The organism is Acetobacter fabarum (assembly GCF_022483405.1).
Taxonomy (GTDB): Bacteria; Pseudomonadota; Alphaproteobacteria; order Acetobacterales; family Acetobacteraceae; genus Acetobacter; species Acetobacter fabarum.
Genome location: NZ_JAKVNI010000001.1, coordinates 16318 through 31939 on the forward strand (window position 1 = coordinate 16318; position 15622 = coordinate 31939).

Genomic DNA, 15622 nt, shown 5'->3' on the forward strand with positions numbered 1-15622 from the left:
GAGACTGGCGGCCCCCGCACCCAGAATCACTCTCCGGCGACTTTGCATGACTGTTTCTCCTGAATGAATGCAACAGCTTAAGTCAGAGAGACCCATCACGACATCAAAGCTTATCGATGGCCTTCCATAACTTCTGTTATGGGTAATTGATGTCACTCATCCATCTGCGCACCTTTGTCGAAGTCCACCGATGCCGCTCAATCAGCGAAGCAGCGCGGGCATTGTCGCTGACACAGCCAGCTGTCTCGCAACATATCGCGTCACTGGAAGCTCAGCTGGAGCGACCGCTGTTCGTCCGTCACGCCCGAGGCGTACGCCCAACCCCAGCTGCGGACGATCTGGCGGCGGCAATCGGCGACGGGCTCGACCGGGCCGAAACGGCGTTGGCGACAGTAAAAGCGCGATCGGCCGATCTCACCGGAACGCTGCATCTGGCGGCTCCGGCGGAGTATCTGGCCGAATATGTTGCTCCGCGCCTCGCCCCGCTGATCAAAGCGGGACTGGACCTGCGACTGCATATCGGGGGGCGAGACGCCCTGTATGGCTGGCTGCTGTCGGACGCGGTCCATCTCGGACTGACGGCGTCCGTACCGGAAGACCCGCGCCTGGACTGGATCCCGCTCGGGACGGAGACCCTTCAGGCCGTGGCCACCCCGGAAATCGCCGACCGTATCCATGATCTGGGTCTGGCAGACGGACTGCGCATCGTGCCCCATATCGCCTATGATCTCGAACGTCCGCTGCTTCGCACATGGCTGAGCGCGAACGATCTTTCTGTCGATCGACCGCCGGTTGCTACCGCGCCGGATATGCGCGTACTGCGTGCGATGCTTATTGCGGGCATTGGCTGGTCGGTGATGCCGGACTACCTGACGCAGGAGCAGCGGCAGGCCGGCAGCCTCCGGGAAATCGAAGCACCGATAGCTGTACCACGCAACTCATTCCATCTGGTGTGGGCACGCACCGCGCTCCGGCAACCACGCGTGGCTTTTGCTCGTGATGCATTGCTGGCAGCACTATCCGAATAGCGTTTTGTTATCGGGTATCATTATTCACCATCCATCCGATCCCAACTCTCCAGTCGACGACAACGCAGACTCTGCCGAGCTTGACGGTGGCTGCCCATTTCTTTATTTACCGTTCGGTCACTTATGGAGGTGCCCATGACCTGCTCCCTCGAAGACGCAAGGCGTGTCATCGCGGCGGCCGAAGCCGAGGCCCTGACGATCGGACAGCCAATGAACATCGCCGTGGTCGATGCTGGCGGCCATCTCGTCGCGCATGCCCGAATGGACGGCGCACGGATCGGCGCGATCGACATTGCGATCAACAAGGCTTTCACAGCCCGCGCGTTCGATATGAGCACGGCCGACCTTGCCGAATACAGCCAACCAGGCGGCCCATTCTTCGGCATCCATGCCTCGAATAACGGGCGCATCATGATCTTCGCAGGCGGCGTGCTGCTCCAGCGTGGCGCGCAGATCGTCGGCGCGATCGGAATCAGCGGGGGTTCCGGCGAGCAGGACGAGCGCGTCGCCCAGGCTGGGGTGCAGGCGTTCTGACAGTGTCTTCATGGAGCAGCCGCACGGCACTTGGCGCTCCGGCAAGGAACTTCACCACCGCGACCCTGACGACCATATCCAGGTCGTCAGGGACTTTCATGTCATAGACCCAACGCCGAACCGCCAGATAAAACAGTTCACCATGCAAGCCCCAGGCCAGTTCGGTTTCTTCCGGCAACAGCGGAACCTCGCTCGTGTCAGGAAGACCGGTGGCCGCCCGCAGTTCCCGTGCCAATGGCTCCACGACCCGCGCCTGAACCAGTTCCAGATAGCGCTGCGTAATGCCAACGCCCTTCAGACCGGCAAAGACGAATATCCGTACCCAGTCATAGCGGAAGATGGCCTGAAGATATGACCGGTAGAACTGCATGAGCCGCTGCTCAAGCGCGATGGTACGGTCAGCGAGCAGCACCTCCCATTCGACCTGCCAGCGCCCGAGATAGACTTCCTCATAAACCCGGTCGATCAGCGCCTCTTTGGTCGGGAAATAGCGGAACAGATTCTGGTGCGTGATCCCGAGTCTTTTTGCCAGATCGCGCAGCCCTCCGTCGAAGCCGACCTCCGCAAAGAACCCGACGGCACCATCAATGATCTCGCGCTCGCGATCCTCCGGATCAAGGCGACGCCGCTTCTGTTTCGACGAAGCAGCTCTGTTTTCGACTGCCATCCTGGCTCCGTCCCTCTCTGCACTTTGAAAATCATTCTAACGAAACAGATGACCGACCGGCAAATATGCTTGACGAACGACCACCAATATCTGCACATTAATTATCGTCCGGTCATTATAGTAAAGCGCCGCGATGACAGACTTCCAGCCGACCCAACGATCATCGGAGACAGATCACATGGCAGACGAACGCTTCACAGAAGGCAAGCGCGCCTTCGAGGAGATCACCGGCGTGCCGGCCTCCGCCTTTCTGGACTCACTTGCAACGACGGCCCCCGAAATGGGCCGCTTCGTCATGGAGTGGGAATTCGCCGATGTCTATGGCCAGACCCGGCTGGATGCCCGGCTGCGCGAAGCGGTGATGATCGCCGCCTGCACCGCACGCGGCGCCACGGCGGCGGGTGTGCTGCGTCTGCGCATCGGGTCGGCCCTGCGCGCCGGCCTGACGCGCAGGGCAATCGCCGATATCTGCGTGCAGACGGGAATCATCGCCGGCGTTCCCGCCGCGCTGGCCGCATTGCAGATCGCAGGTGAGGTTTTCGCCGAAACGCCGGAAGAATAGGCCCAGGTCCGCTTGCCCGGCATCCGTGACACACATTTCGTACGACTGCTTCCGTTCAGGCTGATGAAGCTCATCATGCCTGCCGGATGGGGTCGGATCATGGCACTGGGCCTGATCCTCGTTGCATCCGGTGCGATCCTCACCACCCGGATGCTTCTGCATGGCGATGCCATAACAACCTGTCTGCGCTGCGAAAGCACCGACGACGCCTTCGTCCATGCGGATACGGTCGTACTCTCCGCTCACGTTGCCGGATACATTACTCAGGCTCCGGTTGCCGACAACGCACGAGTTTCCATCGGGCAGACGCTGATCGCGATCCGGGACGATGATTATCGTGCCCGCCTGGCGGAGAAAGAGGCCACGTTCCGTGAGGCCGGCGCGGCGCTGGAGGTCGTTCAGCGGCAAATCGTCCTGGAGACGTCGCAGGTCGCAGCAGCAGCCGCGACGTTGCGCATGGCCGAAGCCGATGTCACGCAACGACGCCTGGAACGACGGCGACAGCATGACCTTATCACCGATGGCAGCACGTCCCATCGCGACCTTGAGGTCGCGGACGCCGATCTGGCCCGACTGACGGCGGCACGGGATCGCGACGCGGCTCTTCTGGATGCCGCACGGCGGATGCAGGATGTCCTGCAAGCCAGGCTCGGACAGGCGCGAGAGGCCGTCGAGGCAACGAGGGCTTCGCGCGATCTCGCCACGATTGACCTCGGCTACACGCGGATTACCAGCCCTGTCTCCGGCCAGGTAACCGCGCGGATGGTCTATCCCGGCGAATATGTCGGTATCGGCACCCAGGTCGCACGGGTAGCGCCACTCCCGGATGTCTGGATCGTCGCGAATTTCCGCGAGGTGCAGCTGACGCACATGCAGGTCGGCCAGACCACATCAATCGCAATCGATGCTTTTCCCGGCCGTATCCTTCGGGGCCATGTGGACAGCATCGGGCCAGTGTCGGGCGCGGAAACAGCCCTGTTGCCGCCCGACAACGCCACCGGCAACTTCACCCATATCGTCCAACGCTTCCCGGTCAAGATCGTCCTTGAGCCAGGTCAGGAAAGCGTCCGCCTCCTGCGGCCTGGCATGTCGTCACTCGTCTCGGTGCAGACCGATGCCGGAGGCGACCGATAATACCCGAGATGCGAGGACGGATCCTCACGGGAACCTGCGGTGTCTGCGCAGCCTGGATGGCCATGATGACGACGCGGTTCTTCGCGCTCTCCCTTCCCGATATCGAGGGCGTGCTGGGGATCGGTCCGGATGAGGGTTCATGGCTCGCCGCGAGCTACCTGGCATTCGAGCCGGTCGGTGTCGCTCTTGGATGCTGGCTGGCCGTCATCTTCTCCCTGCGCCGAGTCATGCTGCCTGCGATCATGCTGTTCATGATCGTCTCCGTCATCGCGGCTGTAACGCATGACCTGACAATGATGATCCTGGCACGCTCGGGTATGGGTTTCGCTGCCGGGATCATCGTACCACTCGCCATCATCACCGAGTTGCGAACCTTTCCCCCGGTATGGCGCGCGCTGGCCATTGCGCTCTATTCCTCGGCAGCGACGATGGCACCCCAGGCTGCGGCCCCTCTGGATGCCTGGCTGGTCGATCGCTGGGGCACGCCGGCGATCTTCTGGATCGCGGTACCGTTGGGGCTTATCGCATTCGTCTGCGGATATCTCGGCCTGTGGCGCGAACGGGTCCGCTGGCTGTTGTTTGTTCGCGCCGATCTGCCCGTGGTCTTCGCCTTTTCGCTGGGCGCCATTCTGCTCGGCGGCGGCATCAGTCAGGGAAACCGGCTGCACTGGTCGGAGACACCGCTCACCCTGTTCGCTGTCGTCATGGGCATCGTGCTGCTTATCGGCGTTCTGACGTTGGGTGGACGCCGGGTGGTCCATCCAATCCTGATGACGCGATTGCTGACCCGCCGCAATGCCCTGCTCGGTGCGCTCATCGCCATTCCCTATCAGTTCGCGTCAGTCCTTTCGGGCAGTCTGGTCCCCGCCTTCCTCGCCGATATCCCCGCTTACCGGCCGGAGCAGATCGCTCCCACGCTCGACGCGGTGTTCTGGCCGCAGGCCCTCGCTTACCCCGTCTGCGTCATGGCGTTGCGCTATGGATGGATGGAAGCCCGAACCTTCCTTGTTATGGGTTTCGGCCTGAACGCACTGGCCTGCCTGCTCGACCTGAACGTCACGAGCGACTGGATTTCCGGCAATTTCCTCGCGGGACAAATCCTGCAGGGGATCGGCCTGCCTTGGATCCTCCTGCCATTGCTGATGCTTTTCGTAGGCGACGTGGTGCCGAGCGAAGGGCTTTACGCAGCCGCCATCTTCAATGTCGCGCGCAGCCTCGCCGGCACGGTGGCAACGGCGTGGGCGGCAACCGGGCTACGGCTGCGAGCCGAGGGACGCTACGGTGAACTGCTTACCAGTACCGGGTTTCAGCCACATCATCGCATGGTTGCAGCGTGGAACGGGGCTGGTGCCTTACCCAGGATAACACCCGATCCGACCCTGCTGGATCACCGCGCCCGGTCGGTCTTCGGCACGCTGGTACGGCACCAGTCGGTCGTCATTGGCTTTTCGACGCTGCTGGCCGATCTGGCGCTCATGCTGGGTGTAACCTGCATCATTGCTGCCTGCATGCCACCAGTTGGCGCTGATCGACCGGGAGAGCAGCCATGAGAACGAGACACACGGTTTCGGTCCTGGCGCTCATCGCAGTGACAGGCTGTACCGTGGGTCCAAGGTATATCCAGCCCCATACCGATGCGCCACCACAATGGGCGGGTCAGCCTGGCACTTCAAGCAGGCTGGTTCCGGATGAAATCTGGTGGGCTGGATTCAACGATCCACAGTTGAGCCGGCTCATCCACGACGCGCTGACACGCAACAATGACCTTGCTGCCGCAGAAAAACATGTCGAGGCCGCGCGTGAGCAGATCAGAATCGAAGCGGCGGCCTCGTCGCCCGTCATTGGCCTTGGCGGTATCGCAGAGAACCGACGCCAGTCGCAGACCATCCAGTGGCCCCCCAGAGCGAGTGCCGGCAATTACCGGTACTGGTCTCTTGGGTTCGACGGTTCGTGGGAGCTGGACCTGTTCGGCATGACGCGACGCCGCACGGAAGCCGCTCGAGCGTCAGCGGCCGAAATGGCGGCCGAACGCAACGGGCTACGCCTGCGGCTTCTGGCAGAAGTCGGCGCGGATTATGTGACCTGGTGCGCGATCGAGGCGCGGGTGCGGGTCGCGGAGCATCGTGTGTTCCTGGCCACGCGGCAGCGCGATCTCGTGACACATGAGTGGACCGCCGGTGCGCGCGCCCGCGCCGATGTCGACCAGGCTGAGGCGGACCTCGCGGCTGCGCAACAAACTGTCCCGCCCCTCATCGCGCAGGGCGCGCATATGAAAGATGCCCTTGCGATCCTGACCGCGACGACGCCGGAAACCATGCGACTGACGCCGCGCGTCGACTTCTCCGTCCCCATGCCACCAGCGCGGCCACCATCACTTCCCTCCGAGGTGCTGACACGCAGGCCGGATATCCAGAGCGCGACATTCCGCTATGCGCGGGACAATGCAGAGATCGGGGTCGCCGTCGCCTCCCTCTACCCAAGAGTCGCAATCCCGCTGGATTTCGGAGTGACCACCAGCACGTTGCATCAGGCGTTCACCACCGCCAGCCTTCTGTGGCAGCTCGGTGTCACGGCTGGAGAGACAATCTATGCCGGTGGCCGACGCACAGCGCAGATCGACGCGGCGCGCCTCCAACGTGATGCGGCATGGCTTGGATACCAACAGACTGTGCTTAACGCGCTACGCGATGTGGAGGACCGGCTCGCCACAGTGGCCGATACCGAAAGCCGGGTGTCGTCCGTAAATGTTGAACTACGTGCAGCCCAGGAAAAACGCGCACATGCACAACGGCAATTCCACGCTGGGGAAACTGCCCTGTCGTTGGTTCTTGTTCAAGACAGCACAGTGGACAGAATCAACGATCAGGCTTTTGCGACCCGGCAAGAAACAGCGCTTGCAAGCATCGCACTTTATAAAGCGCTGGGCGGAGGCTGGCGTCCCGTTCTTTCGAGGGGCGGCCGATGATGGCAAATCACCACAGCCACCTCGCACCATCTGAAGTAAAACGCTGATGAAACGCCCGCCCTTCGATCTGTGGCAACTGCTGTGCGTGCGAGCAATCGCGCAGCACGGCAGTATCCACGGCGCGGCACGTTTCCTGAACACCCGCCAGTCGGCCGTCAGCCGCTCCCTGCACAACCTTGAAGAACGACTGAATGTCACGTTGTTTCTCCGCTCCCCCGCTGGTGTCACGCCAACGACGTTCGGTCGGGAGTTCATCCACTGGAGCCAGACGATCCTGGACAACGTGGCCGGCATGAACGCTCGCGCTCGGCGGACGGGCAAGGGCGAGAACGGCCAGATCTCCGTCGGCATCCAGACCTGTGTCCTGCCAGGAAAGTTCTCGACCTTCACTGCGGGGTTCCGCACCACACATCCCGATATCATTTTTCTTTACTCCGAAGGCACAGGCAAAAGACTACTGCGTCGACTTCTGCGCGGACAGATCGATTTCGCCGTCGTCACGCGTCGCAATCTGGCGCCAGCCCTGCGGGTCACGCCCCTTTGGAGCGACCGCATCGTGGCGGCACTCTCCGCTGATCACCCTCTGGCGACACGCCGGGAAATCTCATGGCAAGATCTACGTCATGAAACATTCCTGATCGGACGTGATAATGCCGGTCAGGATTTCAAGGAACTTATCCGGCGAAAACTCGGTGAAACCGATATCCATCCCAGAATCCGCCGTCATGATATCGGCAGCAACCGGGTCATCGCACTCGTCCAGAGCCGCGAAGGCATCGCCCTGCTTCCTGCCTCGTGGCTGCCGTTGATCCGCGATCAGCATGGCCACGACGTCGCGATCATGGAAATCCGGGATACGGACGGTTCCTCCCATCTGGAATTCGGCATTGCCTGGCGGCCCGACAATGAAAATCCCTGTGCCCAAACCTTTGCCCGGTATCTCGAATCTCATCGAAAGTGAGCCTATTTTCCCGATGACGCTGCTTTTGCCTGCCGTCGTGCCCTGGCAAATCCTTTGTCCGACATCATGAACTGCCGGAGCATGGGTGCGACAAGCCGGGCTGGATCCATTGCCTCGCCGCTACCGGAAAGAAGTGCTGCGTAGGCAAGCAGGTCGCGATGGATATCGGGAGGTAACCCCACGGTCATTCTGACCGGTTTCTCGTCGGGAAGTTCCCTGATTTTCAGGTCCGTCATCGTGTATCTCCCTGATCCCGATAGGGCTTGAGCAGCAGATCGTGCCCGACCAGGACTGTGAATGGCAGCCCCGGCCGGTCGGTCAGGGTGGGCTGAACATTCAGGCTGCGGTCGATCAAACGATTGCCGACCATGGAAAATCCGTTAGATGCACCGCTACGGATGGCCTGCATCAGACTGTTCTCGTTCCATGACGTGCCCGCTTCGGAGCCCACGCTGAGCAGGGTCGTGACGAGGGCTGCGCGGAACAGTTGCCCCCAATGGTTATTGACCTCGTCGGACAGGCCGGACTGCCCGATGGCATCGCCACCAGGCAGTTTTTCCAGCACGAAGCTGCCGCCGTTCGGGTAGATCAGGCGGGTCCAGATGATCTGGGTGCGCTGCTGCCCGAAGGAGACGCTGCTGTTATAGGCCCCGAACAGGGTGCTGCCCTGCGGGATCAGAAGATACCGCCCGGTCGGGCTGTCATAGACGTTCTGGGTGACGTGGCCGGTGATCTGGCCTAACAGGTCGGAGCTGATTTTGGTGTTCAGCGCACCAGCGATGACAGTGCCCGCCTGAAGAATATAGGGAGACGCTGGCGACATAATCCGGTCCGGGCTGACCGTCGCACGATCGGGTTGGCCGGCCAGAAAGGCGCGATTGCCAGCCTGCTGGTCGGTTCCTGCCGATGATGCCTGCGCTCCGGGAGCGGTCGCCATCACCGGCACCGCTTGCGCACTCTGCCCCTCCCGCACCTCAACCTGCGCGAAAAGTCGGCTAGTCCGCGCGGCCTCGATCTCCTGGTCGCCGCGACGATCCCCCATGCCAGGAACCGGCCCCGCACGGCCCTGCCGCTGCGCGTTGAGGATCGGCTTGCCCAGATCACCGGGCAGCGGCGACCCCAGCTTCGGCACGCCGCTTCCGACATAATCGGACGGCAGTCCGGCCAGCCCGTCGGCCGAGGGACGGACATCAGTGTCCTGCGCGGCAGGCGGCGATGGTGGCCGATGGCTGGCCTGAAGGGCATAGCCCAGCGCGAAGGCCACCGCGACCATGCCGACCCCGCCCAGCGACCAGACCACGGTGCGCGACAGACGGACCACGCGCGGCCGATCAGCCCTCAGACGCAGATCGGGTGGTGGTGACGCTAGCGCAGCACCTGCAGGGCTTCCCGCTGTCGGGGCCTGCCCGGTCATGTCCGCCGTCCATCGGTGCGCACGATCCGCACACGCTGCTCGGAGTGTTTGTCACCCAGGCGCAATTCGGCGGCGGCGAACAGGCGGTCGACGATCATCCAGTTCTGCCGGACCCGGTAATTGACCAGTTCCGGGCCACCATCCGCCCCCAGGACAAAGAGCGGCGGCAGTTCGCCCTGCCCGATCCCCGATGGAAAGGCGATATAGACCTTGTGGCCGTCATCGAAGGCGCGACTGGGCAGCCAGGGTGGTGTCCCGCCTTTGACCGGCTGAATGGCATAACGGAAATTCAGGGCGTCGAGATTGAGGCCCGTTTCAATGGACGCTTCGTCATCAGCCGCACTATCCTGCCGATGCAGTGCGATCAGGTCATCCTCGGGATAATCCCATGACACCGATGCCATGTAGGTAGCCGGTGTGGAGCGCAGTTCGGCGAGATAGGTCCGCCGGTCCGTGTTGACGATCAGGTTGGTGGTCAGATCCGGACGCGTGGGTTTAACCAGGATATGCACGCGCTTCGTGGCCGCCGTCCCGCTCGACGTGTCCCCAATGATCCACCGCACCGTGTCACCTGCCGCCACGGGACCGGTTCCGACCAGCTTCTCGCCAGGCTGGAGCATGATGTCGGTGATTTCCCCGGGAGACGCATAGACCTGATAGAGCGCCCCAGCGCTGTAGGGGTAAATCTGCACCGCATTCACGTAACCGGCCCGCGTGGGCTGGATGCGCGCCGCCAGATTGGCCTGCGTCACCCGGACCGTCGGGTCAGGGGCTTCGGTTACGATGCGTCGCGCCGTCGATCTGCGGGATGGCAACGGCTTGAGCTGCCCCGGCAGAGGAAGCGGCGTTGGCACCTCCACGACCTGCACAGGCTTCGGCGGGTCCGGCAGGCGCACGGCCTGAACAGCGTCATCGTAACGGATGACAGGCGGATGATACTGCCCCGCGCAGGCGGACAGGGTGAGCAGCGCCAGTGGAACGGCGCGCATGACCATGCGGATCATTGTCCGAGTTCCTTCGACCAGTTGATGGCGGAGACGTAGATTCCGAGCGGGTTTTTCCGCAGATGATCCGCGTCGCGCGGCGTGCGCAGCACGACCGACACGATGGCGGTCCAGCGCTCGGTGCCGGTGAACGCGCCGTCACGGTAATGGCGCTCGGTCCAGGCGACACGGAAACTGGATGGAGAAGCCCGGATGACCGAGGCGATGTCCACCTCGACCTGCTCACGGCCGATCCGCGAAAACGGATCATTCAGGCGCGCATAATCGTTGAGAGCCTGCGCCCCCGAAATAGTAGTGAAATCGTAGGCGCGCAGCCAGTTATGGCGAACCACCACGGCATCCGATGACAGGCCACGAACATCGCCGATAAACTGCGCCAGATACCAGGCAATCTGCGGATCGGTCGGTGTGTAGCCCGCCGTTGCGGGAACCACGACCTGCGCCTGACCCAGCCGATCGACCTGCACCACCCATGGCGCGACGGTGCCGCGCGCAGACTGCCAGACCAGCCCGGCCCCGAGACCGGCGGACAGGAACAGGGAGCCAAAGGCCATCAGCCGCCAGTTACGGGCCTGCACGCGGGCCGATCCGATCCGTTCATCCCACGCCTGCGCGGCTTTCTGATAGGGCGTGACCGGTTCGGGCGTGATCCCGTAGCGTGAGGTGGAGCGACGGAACATCGTCCTCATTCCTTTTCCGAGAGATCAATGCTGGAACTTCCGCCGCCGCCATCGGCAGAACGGATGATATGGGCAGCCTCGGCGGCATGGGTCGCGGCATTGCGGCGCTTCATGCTCCGTGCCCACCGGGGCGGCTTGCCGTCGGGCGGGGAGCCGGAGCCATCGCCACCTCCCGAAGGACCGCTACCGGCCGGACCACCGGCGCCGGGATTGCCCCCGCCACCTGGCCCCGTGCCGGAACCACCGCTGCTTCCGCCACCGCCATTCCCACCACCCGCGCCGCCAGCGTCGTTTCCGCCCCCACCCATTCCACGCGCGGCCCAGCGGCCACCGGCGGCGTAGCTTTCCTTCAATGAGGAGGCTGCCGCGCTGGCCCTGCCCTTCACGGCGTTCACCGCAGCACCACCGGCCGCCCGGCCCATGCCGCCGATCCCGGCCGCCAGACTTCCGGCCCCGCCTGCTCCCGCCGCTCCGGCGCTGTAGGCCGTCGTGGCGGCCCCCGCGATCGCAGCCCCTCCCCGTGCGGCAGCAGCCGTCGCCCCGAGGGCGGCACCAGCGCCGGATGCGATCGCAGCGGGTGCGGCCACGGCAGCAGCGCCCATGGCGCCGACCGCCATACCCGTGCCAACAGCCGCACCCGCCCCAAGCTGGGGCGTGCCGGAGATCAGGCCGTTGGCGATGCTGCCGCCGTAAATGGACAGGCCCACGATCGATACCGAGGCCAGCACGACAGAGACCGCCTGGCCGATGGTCGGCACGACATCGCCATACGAGGTGTTGAACTGCCGGAAGAGCACCGAGGCGATGCCAGAGATCACCGCCAGCACCATCACCTTCACGCCCGAGGAGACGACATTGCCCAGCACCTTCTCCGCCAGGAAGGCCGTCCGGTTGAACAGCGCGAACGGGATCAGCACGAAACCGGCGAGGCTGGTCAGCTTGAACTCGATCAGCGCCACGAAAAGCTGCACGGCCAGGATGAAGAACGCCGCCAGCACGATCAGCCAGGATAGGCAGAGCACGAAGATCTGGATGAAGTTTTTGAAAAACGCGACGGGACCGAGAAGATTATGAACGGACTCCAGCAGCGGCTGCGCCGCATCGAACCCGGTCGCGGCCAGCCGTCCGGGACGGAGGAAATCCGACAGTGTCAGACTGCCGCCGCCCGCCTTCAGGCCCATGGCGGCGAAACTGTCGAACACCACCTTCGCGAGATGGTCGAAATTGTTGATCAGGAAAGCGAAGAACCCGATATACAGTGTCTTCTTCACCAGACGCTGGATGATGTCCTCATCCGCTGCCCACGCCCAGAACAGCCCGGCCAGCGCGATGTCGAGCACGGACAGCGATCCCGCCAGCGAAACCACATTCCCTTTCAGGAGCCCGAAACCGCTGTCGATCGTGGTCGTGAAGGTATTCAGAAAATTGTCGATAACGCCCACGTCATTGGTGGCCATGGCCGTCAGTCCCCGCCGCTGCCGAACATGGACACCGTGCCCGGCACATAGACGTCATGCTGCGAAAAATGCTGATACTGCGCGTCACTTTCCGCTTCCGTCGCAGCATCACGCGCCTGTTGCAGGGCCGTGGCGCGACCGTTGGCGGCCAGTTCGGCCTGAATGTCGGATAGTTGCCGGGATTGCAGGGCCATAAGCTGATTGCCCGCCTGCGCGGCCTGCAACGCCCCGGTTGAACTCTGGCTGGCCGAAACCAGTTGCGTCATGGCAGAACTGTCGCTCGGGATGTTTCCGACCACGCGGGCCTGCAATTTCAGCGCATCCTCGAACCCGCCGACGGAATTCTGCCAGCGTGTCTGTGCCTGGCTGAACAGGGCGCTGTCGGACATGCCGGACGAAACGGACGTGTAAGCCTGCTGGTATTGCTGCTCGACCGACTGGACGCTGTAAGCGATGTTCTGCGCCTGCGCGAGCAGTACGGTGGTCTGGGAAATTGTCGATTGCAACGTGGAGAGTGTCGAGAGCGGCAGGCTTGCCAGATTGCGTCCCTGATTGACCAGCATCTGTGCCTGGTTGGCCAGCGATGTGATCTGGTTGTCGATCTGCTGGAGCGTGCGCGCCGCGATCAGCACGTTCTCGACGTGGTTCGCGCCGTCATAGACCGCCCACTGCGCATAGGCAGGCACGACCGGCACGAGAAAAACCAGAGCCGTTCCCACGGCCACGACATATCCGGAGCGGAAATCTTTTGCCCGGATACGGAAAAGTTTTTCCATCATGGCGCGCCCCCTTCCCGCAGAAGATCGGCGGCCCACATGACACCACGTGCCTCGAACCACGCAGGCAGGAAACCATCCCGCCCGTGCTTGGTCAGCACGCTATCGATCAGTCGATGATCGTCTTTGCCGGACGCAGCGCACAATGCCAGCGCCACAGGACCGAGGCCCAGTTCGAACAGGCGGTTTCCCCTCTGGGTCTGGCAGTAATATTCCCGCTTGGACGCCGCGCGCGCGATGATCGCGATCTGCCGGTCATTCAGACCGAAATCCCGATAGAGCGCCATGATCTGCGGCTCGATCGCCCGTTCGTTGGGGAGGAATATCCGGGTCGGACAACTTTCGACCACGGCCGGCGCAATCGGAGAATTGGCGATGTCCGACAGGGACTGAGTGGCAAAAATCACCGATGCGTTCTTCTTGCGCAAGGTTTTCAGCCATTCCCGGAGTTGTCCGGCGAAATCGCCATCATCCAGGACCAGCCAGCCCTCGTCGATGACCAGCAGGGTCGGACGACCGTCCAGACGGCTCTCGATCCGATGGAACAGGAAGGCGAGAACCGAAGACGCCGCGCCTGAGCCGATCAGCCCTTCAGTCTCGAACACCACCACATCGGCATCCCCGAACCGCTCGGCATCCGCGTCCAGCAGGCGGCCATAAGGGCCACCCAGGCAGTAAAGCGCCAATGCCTGCTTGAGCGCGTTGGACTGGAGTAGCGCCACAATACCGGAGATCGTGCGTTCATGGCTGGGCGAGGACGCAAGGGAATTCAGGGCCGACCAGAGATGGGCTTTGACGTCCGGGGTAAGCATCACCCCCTCGCCGAGAAGGATCTGCCCCAGCCATTCGCTCGCCCATTTGCGTTCGTCGGGATCATCAATCCACGCCAGTGGCTGGAGGGAAACGGCGGGATGCCCATCGCCATCGCCCTCGTCCGTCAGCCCTCCCCCCAGATCGTGCCAGTCCCCACCCATCGCCAGCGTTGCCGCACGCATGGACCCGCCGAAGTCGAAAGCAAAAACCTGCGCGTCCTGATAGCGCCGGAACTGCAACGCCATCAGGGCCAACAGCACGGATTTACCCGCCCCTGTCGGGCCGGCGATCAGGGTGTGACCGACATCCCCGACATGCAGGGAAAACCGGAATGGCGTCGCCCCCGCCGTTTTGCCGTAGAACAGCGGCGGCGCCTTGAAATGCACATCCCGTTCCGGCCCCGCCCACACCGCTGACAGCGGGATCATATGGGCAAGGTTCAGGGTCGAAACCGGAGGCTGACGGACATTGGCATAAACATGGCCCGGCAGGCTCCCGAGCCAGGCTTCCACCGCATTGAGGCTTTCCGCCATGCAGGTGAAATCGCGACCCTGAATGATCTTTTCCACCAGACGCAGCTTCTCGGTTGCGATACTGGCGCTGCCGTCCCAGACCGTGACCGTGGCTGTAATGTACGCCTGCCCGACATCATCGGCGCCGAGCGACTGCAAGGCCAGGTCGGCATCGGCCGCCTTGTTGGCCGCATCGTTGTCAACCAGAACCGACGCCTCGTTCGTCATCACTTCCCGGACAATGGCGGCAATGCTCTTGCGTTTTGCGAACCACTGTCGCCGGATCTTCGTCAGCACCTTCGTGGCGTCGGTCTTGTCGAGCAGGACGGCACGGGTGGACCAGCGGTAGGGCATGGCCAGCCGGTTCAGGTCGTCCAGGATTCCGGGAAAAGTACGGCTGGGAAAACCGGTAATGGTCAGGGTTTTCAGGAACCCATCACCCAGTTTGGGTTCCAGCCCACCCGCCAGAGGCTGATCCACCAGCAGGGCGTCGAGATGCATGGGGATTTCCGGCACTCTGACGTGCTGGTTACGGGTGGAGATGGTCGAATGCAGATAGGTCAGCGTCTCGCCGTCATCGAGCCAGACTGCCTCGGGCATGAACCCGTCCAGCAAGGCCAGCATCCGATCCGTGCGGTCCACGAACGTATGGAGCATGCCGTGCGGATCTGGACCGTCATGTTCCCTGCCCTCATAGAGAAACCGTTCTGCTCGCCCTGAAGATTCCGCAGGGGGCAGCCAGACCAACGTGAGGAAATACCGGCTTTCGAAATGCGCGCCCTCATCCTCGAACTGCTCCCGGCGTTCCAGATCAACCATCTGGCTGGCCGCATCGGGGAAATCGCTCTCGGGATAAAGTGTCGCCGGCACACGCTGTGCCTCCACGAACACCGCCCAGCCGGAACCCAGACGGCGGAGCGCATTGTTCAGGCGTCCCGTCACACCCACCAGTTCGGCAGGCGTCGCGCTGTCCAGATCAGGACCGCGTATCTTTGCCGTGCGCTGGAAGGAACCGTCCTTGTTCAACACGACACCTTTTTCGACCAGCGCCGCCCAGGGCAGGAAGTCGGACAGGAGGGAATTCCGATTGCGGTATTCGCCAAGGGACATCATTG

Annotated in this window: 15 protein-coding genes; 7 read left to right on the forward strand and 8 right to left on the reverse strand. The window is 62.9% G+C overall.

From position 1 onward, the window contains the following. Positions 1-149: 149 nt before the first annotated feature. Together LKE65_RS00095 and LKE65_RS00100 are read left to right on the forward strand one after the other, a co-directional pair. Positions 150-1028, forward strand: a complete 879-nt coding sequence (locus tag LKE65_RS00095; protein WP_278739896.1) for a LysR family transcriptional regulator — start codon at positions 150-152, stop codon at positions 1026-1028. 135 nt (positions 1029-1163) lie between these two features. Further along, the gene (locus LKE65_RS00100; protein WP_278739897.1) at positions 1164-1562 is read left to right on the forward strand and encodes a GlcG/HbpS family heme-binding protein; all 399 of its coding nucleotides are present in this window, start codon (positions 1164-1166) and stop codon (positions 1560-1562) included. On the opposite strand, the gene LKE65_RS00105 is transcribed toward LKE65_RS00100, so the two are convergent. After that, positions 1501-2229 (reverse strand): TetR/AcrR family transcriptional regulator, encoded by a 729-nt coding sequence (locus LKE65_RS00105; protein ID WP_278739898.1) that lies wholly within the window; start codon positions 2227-2229, stop codon positions 1501-1503. The genes LKE65_RS00100 and LKE65_RS00105 overlap by 62 nt on opposite strands. Positions 2230-2407: 178 nt before the next feature. Between LKE65_RS00105 and LKE65_RS00110 the strand changes: the two genes are divergently transcribed. The 5 genes from LKE65_RS00110 to LKE65_RS00130 are packed head-to-tail and all read left to right on the forward strand — an operon-like array spanning position 2408 to position 7851. Then, positions 2408-2791: a carboxymuconolactone decarboxylase family protein gene (locus LKE65_RS00110; RefSeq protein WP_278739899.1), complete on the forward strand. Its 384-nt coding sequence runs from the start codon at positions 2408-2410 to the stop codon at positions 2789-2791. Between the two features lie 12 nt (positions 2792-2803). Next, the gene (locus LKE65_RS00115; protein WP_278739900.1) at positions 2804-3925 is read left to right on the forward strand and encodes an HlyD family secretion protein; all 1122 of its coding nucleotides are present in this window, start codon (positions 2804-2806) and stop codon (positions 3923-3925) included. 8 nt (positions 3926-3933) lie between these two features. Continuing rightward, positions 3934-5475 (forward strand): MFS transporter, encoded by a 1542-nt coding sequence (locus LKE65_RS00120; protein ID WP_278739901.1) that lies wholly within the window; start codon positions 3934-3936, stop codon positions 5473-5475. After that, a complete protein-coding gene (locus LKE65_RS00125; RefSeq protein WP_278739902.1) occupies positions 5472-6890 on the forward strand; it encodes an efflux transporter outer membrane subunit in 1419 nt (472 codons plus the stop codon). Before LKE65_RS00120 ends, LKE65_RS00125 begins: the two co-directional genes overlap by 4 nt. Before the next feature lie 46 nt (positions 6891-6936). Then, complete coding sequence (locus LKE65_RS00130) at positions 6937-7851, forward strand: LysR family transcriptional regulator (protein ID WP_278739903.1); 915 nt, start codon at positions 6937-6939, stop codon at positions 7849-7851. Positions 7852-7853: 2 nt separating this feature from the next. Here the strand turns inward: LKE65_RS00130 and LKE65_RS00135 are convergent, their stop codons facing one another. Genes LKE65_RS00135 through trbE form a run of 7 tightly spaced genes read right to left on the reverse strand, consistent with a single transcriptional unit; the run spans position 7854 to position 15620 of the window. Further along, complete coding sequence (locus LKE65_RS00135) at positions 7854-8087, reverse strand: DUF2274 domain-containing protein (protein ID WP_278739904.1); 234 nt, start codon at positions 8085-8087, stop codon at positions 7854-7856. Next, entirely contained in the window at positions 8084-9265 is a 1182-nt protein-coding gene (locus LKE65_RS00140; RefSeq protein ID WP_278739905.1) for a TrbI/VirB10 family protein, read from the reverse strand. The genes LKE65_RS00135 and LKE65_RS00140 overlap by 4 nt, the downstream gene beginning before the upstream one ends. Next, positions 9262-10269 carry a P-type conjugative transfer protein TrbG gene (trbG, locus tag LKE65_RS00145; protein WP_278739906.1) on the reverse strand — a complete coding sequence of 336 codons (1008 nt, stop codon included), beginning with the start codon at positions 10267-10269 and terminating at the stop codon, positions 9262-9264. The genes LKE65_RS00140 and trbG overlap by 4 nt, the downstream gene beginning before the upstream one ends. Then, positions 10266-10949: a conjugal transfer protein TrbF gene (gene trbF, locus LKE65_RS00150; protein ID WP_278739907.1), complete on the reverse strand. Its 684-nt coding sequence runs from the start codon at positions 10947-10949 to the stop codon at positions 10266-10268. The genes trbG and trbF overlap by 4 nt, the downstream gene beginning before the upstream one ends. 5 nt (positions 10950-10954) lie before the next feature. Further along, a complete protein-coding gene (gene trbL, locus LKE65_RS00155) occupies positions 10955-12406 on the reverse strand; it encodes a P-type conjugative transfer protein TrbL (RefSeq protein WP_278739908.1) in 1452 nt (483 codons plus the stop codon). 5 nt (positions 12407-12411) lie between these two features. After that, positions 12412-13185, reverse strand: a complete 774-nt coding sequence (trbJ, locus tag LKE65_RS00160) for a P-type conjugative transfer protein TrbJ (RefSeq protein ID WP_278739911.1) — start codon at positions 13183-13185, stop codon at positions 12412-12414. Next, complete coding sequence (trbE, locus tag LKE65_RS00165; protein WP_278739913.1) at positions 13182-15620, reverse strand: conjugal transfer protein TrbE; 2439 nt, start codon at positions 15618-15620, stop codon at positions 13182-13184. Before trbE ends, trbJ begins: the two co-directional genes overlap by 4 nt. Between the last annotated feature and the right edge of the window lie 2 nt (positions 15621-15622).

Bases quoted from the DNA above. Each gene is read 5' to 3' on its own strand.
- LKE65_RS00095 (WP_278739896.1), top strand. From the start codon at position 150: ATGTCACTCATCCATCTGCGCACCTTTGTCGAAGTCCACCGATGCCGC.
- LKE65_RS00100 (WP_278739897.1), top strand. From the start codon at position 1,164: ATGACCTGCTCCCTCGAAGACGCAAGGCGTGTCATCGCGGCGGCCGAA.
- LKE65_RS00105 (WP_278739898.1), bottom strand. From the start codon at position 2,229: ATGGCAGTCGAAAACAGAGCTGCTTCGTCGAAACAGAAGCGGCGTCGC.
- LKE65_RS00110 (WP_278739899.1), top strand. From the start codon at position 2,408: ATGGCAGACGAACGCTTCACAGAAGGCAAGCGCGCCTTCGAGGAGATC.
- LKE65_RS00120 (WP_278739901.1), top strand. From the start codon at position 3,934: ATGCGAGGACGGATCCTCACGGGAACCTGCGGTGTCTGCGCAGCCTGG.
- LKE65_RS00125 (WP_278739902.1), top strand. From the start codon at position 5,472: ATGAGAACGAGACACACGGTTTCGGTCCTGGCGCTCATCGCAGTGACA.
- LKE65_RS00130 (WP_278739903.1), top strand. From the start codon at position 6,937: ATGAAACGCCCGCCCTTCGATCTGTGGCAACTGCTGTGCGTGCGAGCA.
- LKE65_RS00135 (WP_278739904.1), bottom strand. From the start codon at position 8,087: ATGACGGACCTGAAAATCAGGGAACTTCCCGACGAGAAACCGGTCAGA.
- LKE65_RS00140 (WP_278739905.1), bottom strand. From the start codon at position 9,265: ATGACCGGGCAGGCCCCGACAGCGGGAAGCCCTGCAGGTGCTGCGCTA.
- trbG (WP_278739906.1), bottom strand. From the start codon at position 10,269: ATGATCCGCATGGTCATGCGCGCCGTTCCACTGGCGCTGCTCACCCTG.
- trbF (WP_278739907.1), bottom strand. From the start codon at position 10,949: ATGTTCCGTCGCTCCACCTCACGCTACGGGATCACGCCCGAACCGGTC.
- trbL (WP_278739908.1), bottom strand. From the start codon at position 12,406: ATGGCCACCAATGACGTGGGCGTTATCGACAATTTTCTGAATACCTTC.
- trbJ (WP_278739911.1), bottom strand. From the start codon at position 13,185: ATGATGGAAAAACTTTTCCGTATCCGGGCAAAAGATTTCCGCTCCGGA.
- trbE (WP_278739913.1), bottom strand. From the start codon at position 15,620: ATGATGTCCCTTGGCGAATACCGCAATCGGAATTCCCTCCTGTCCGAC.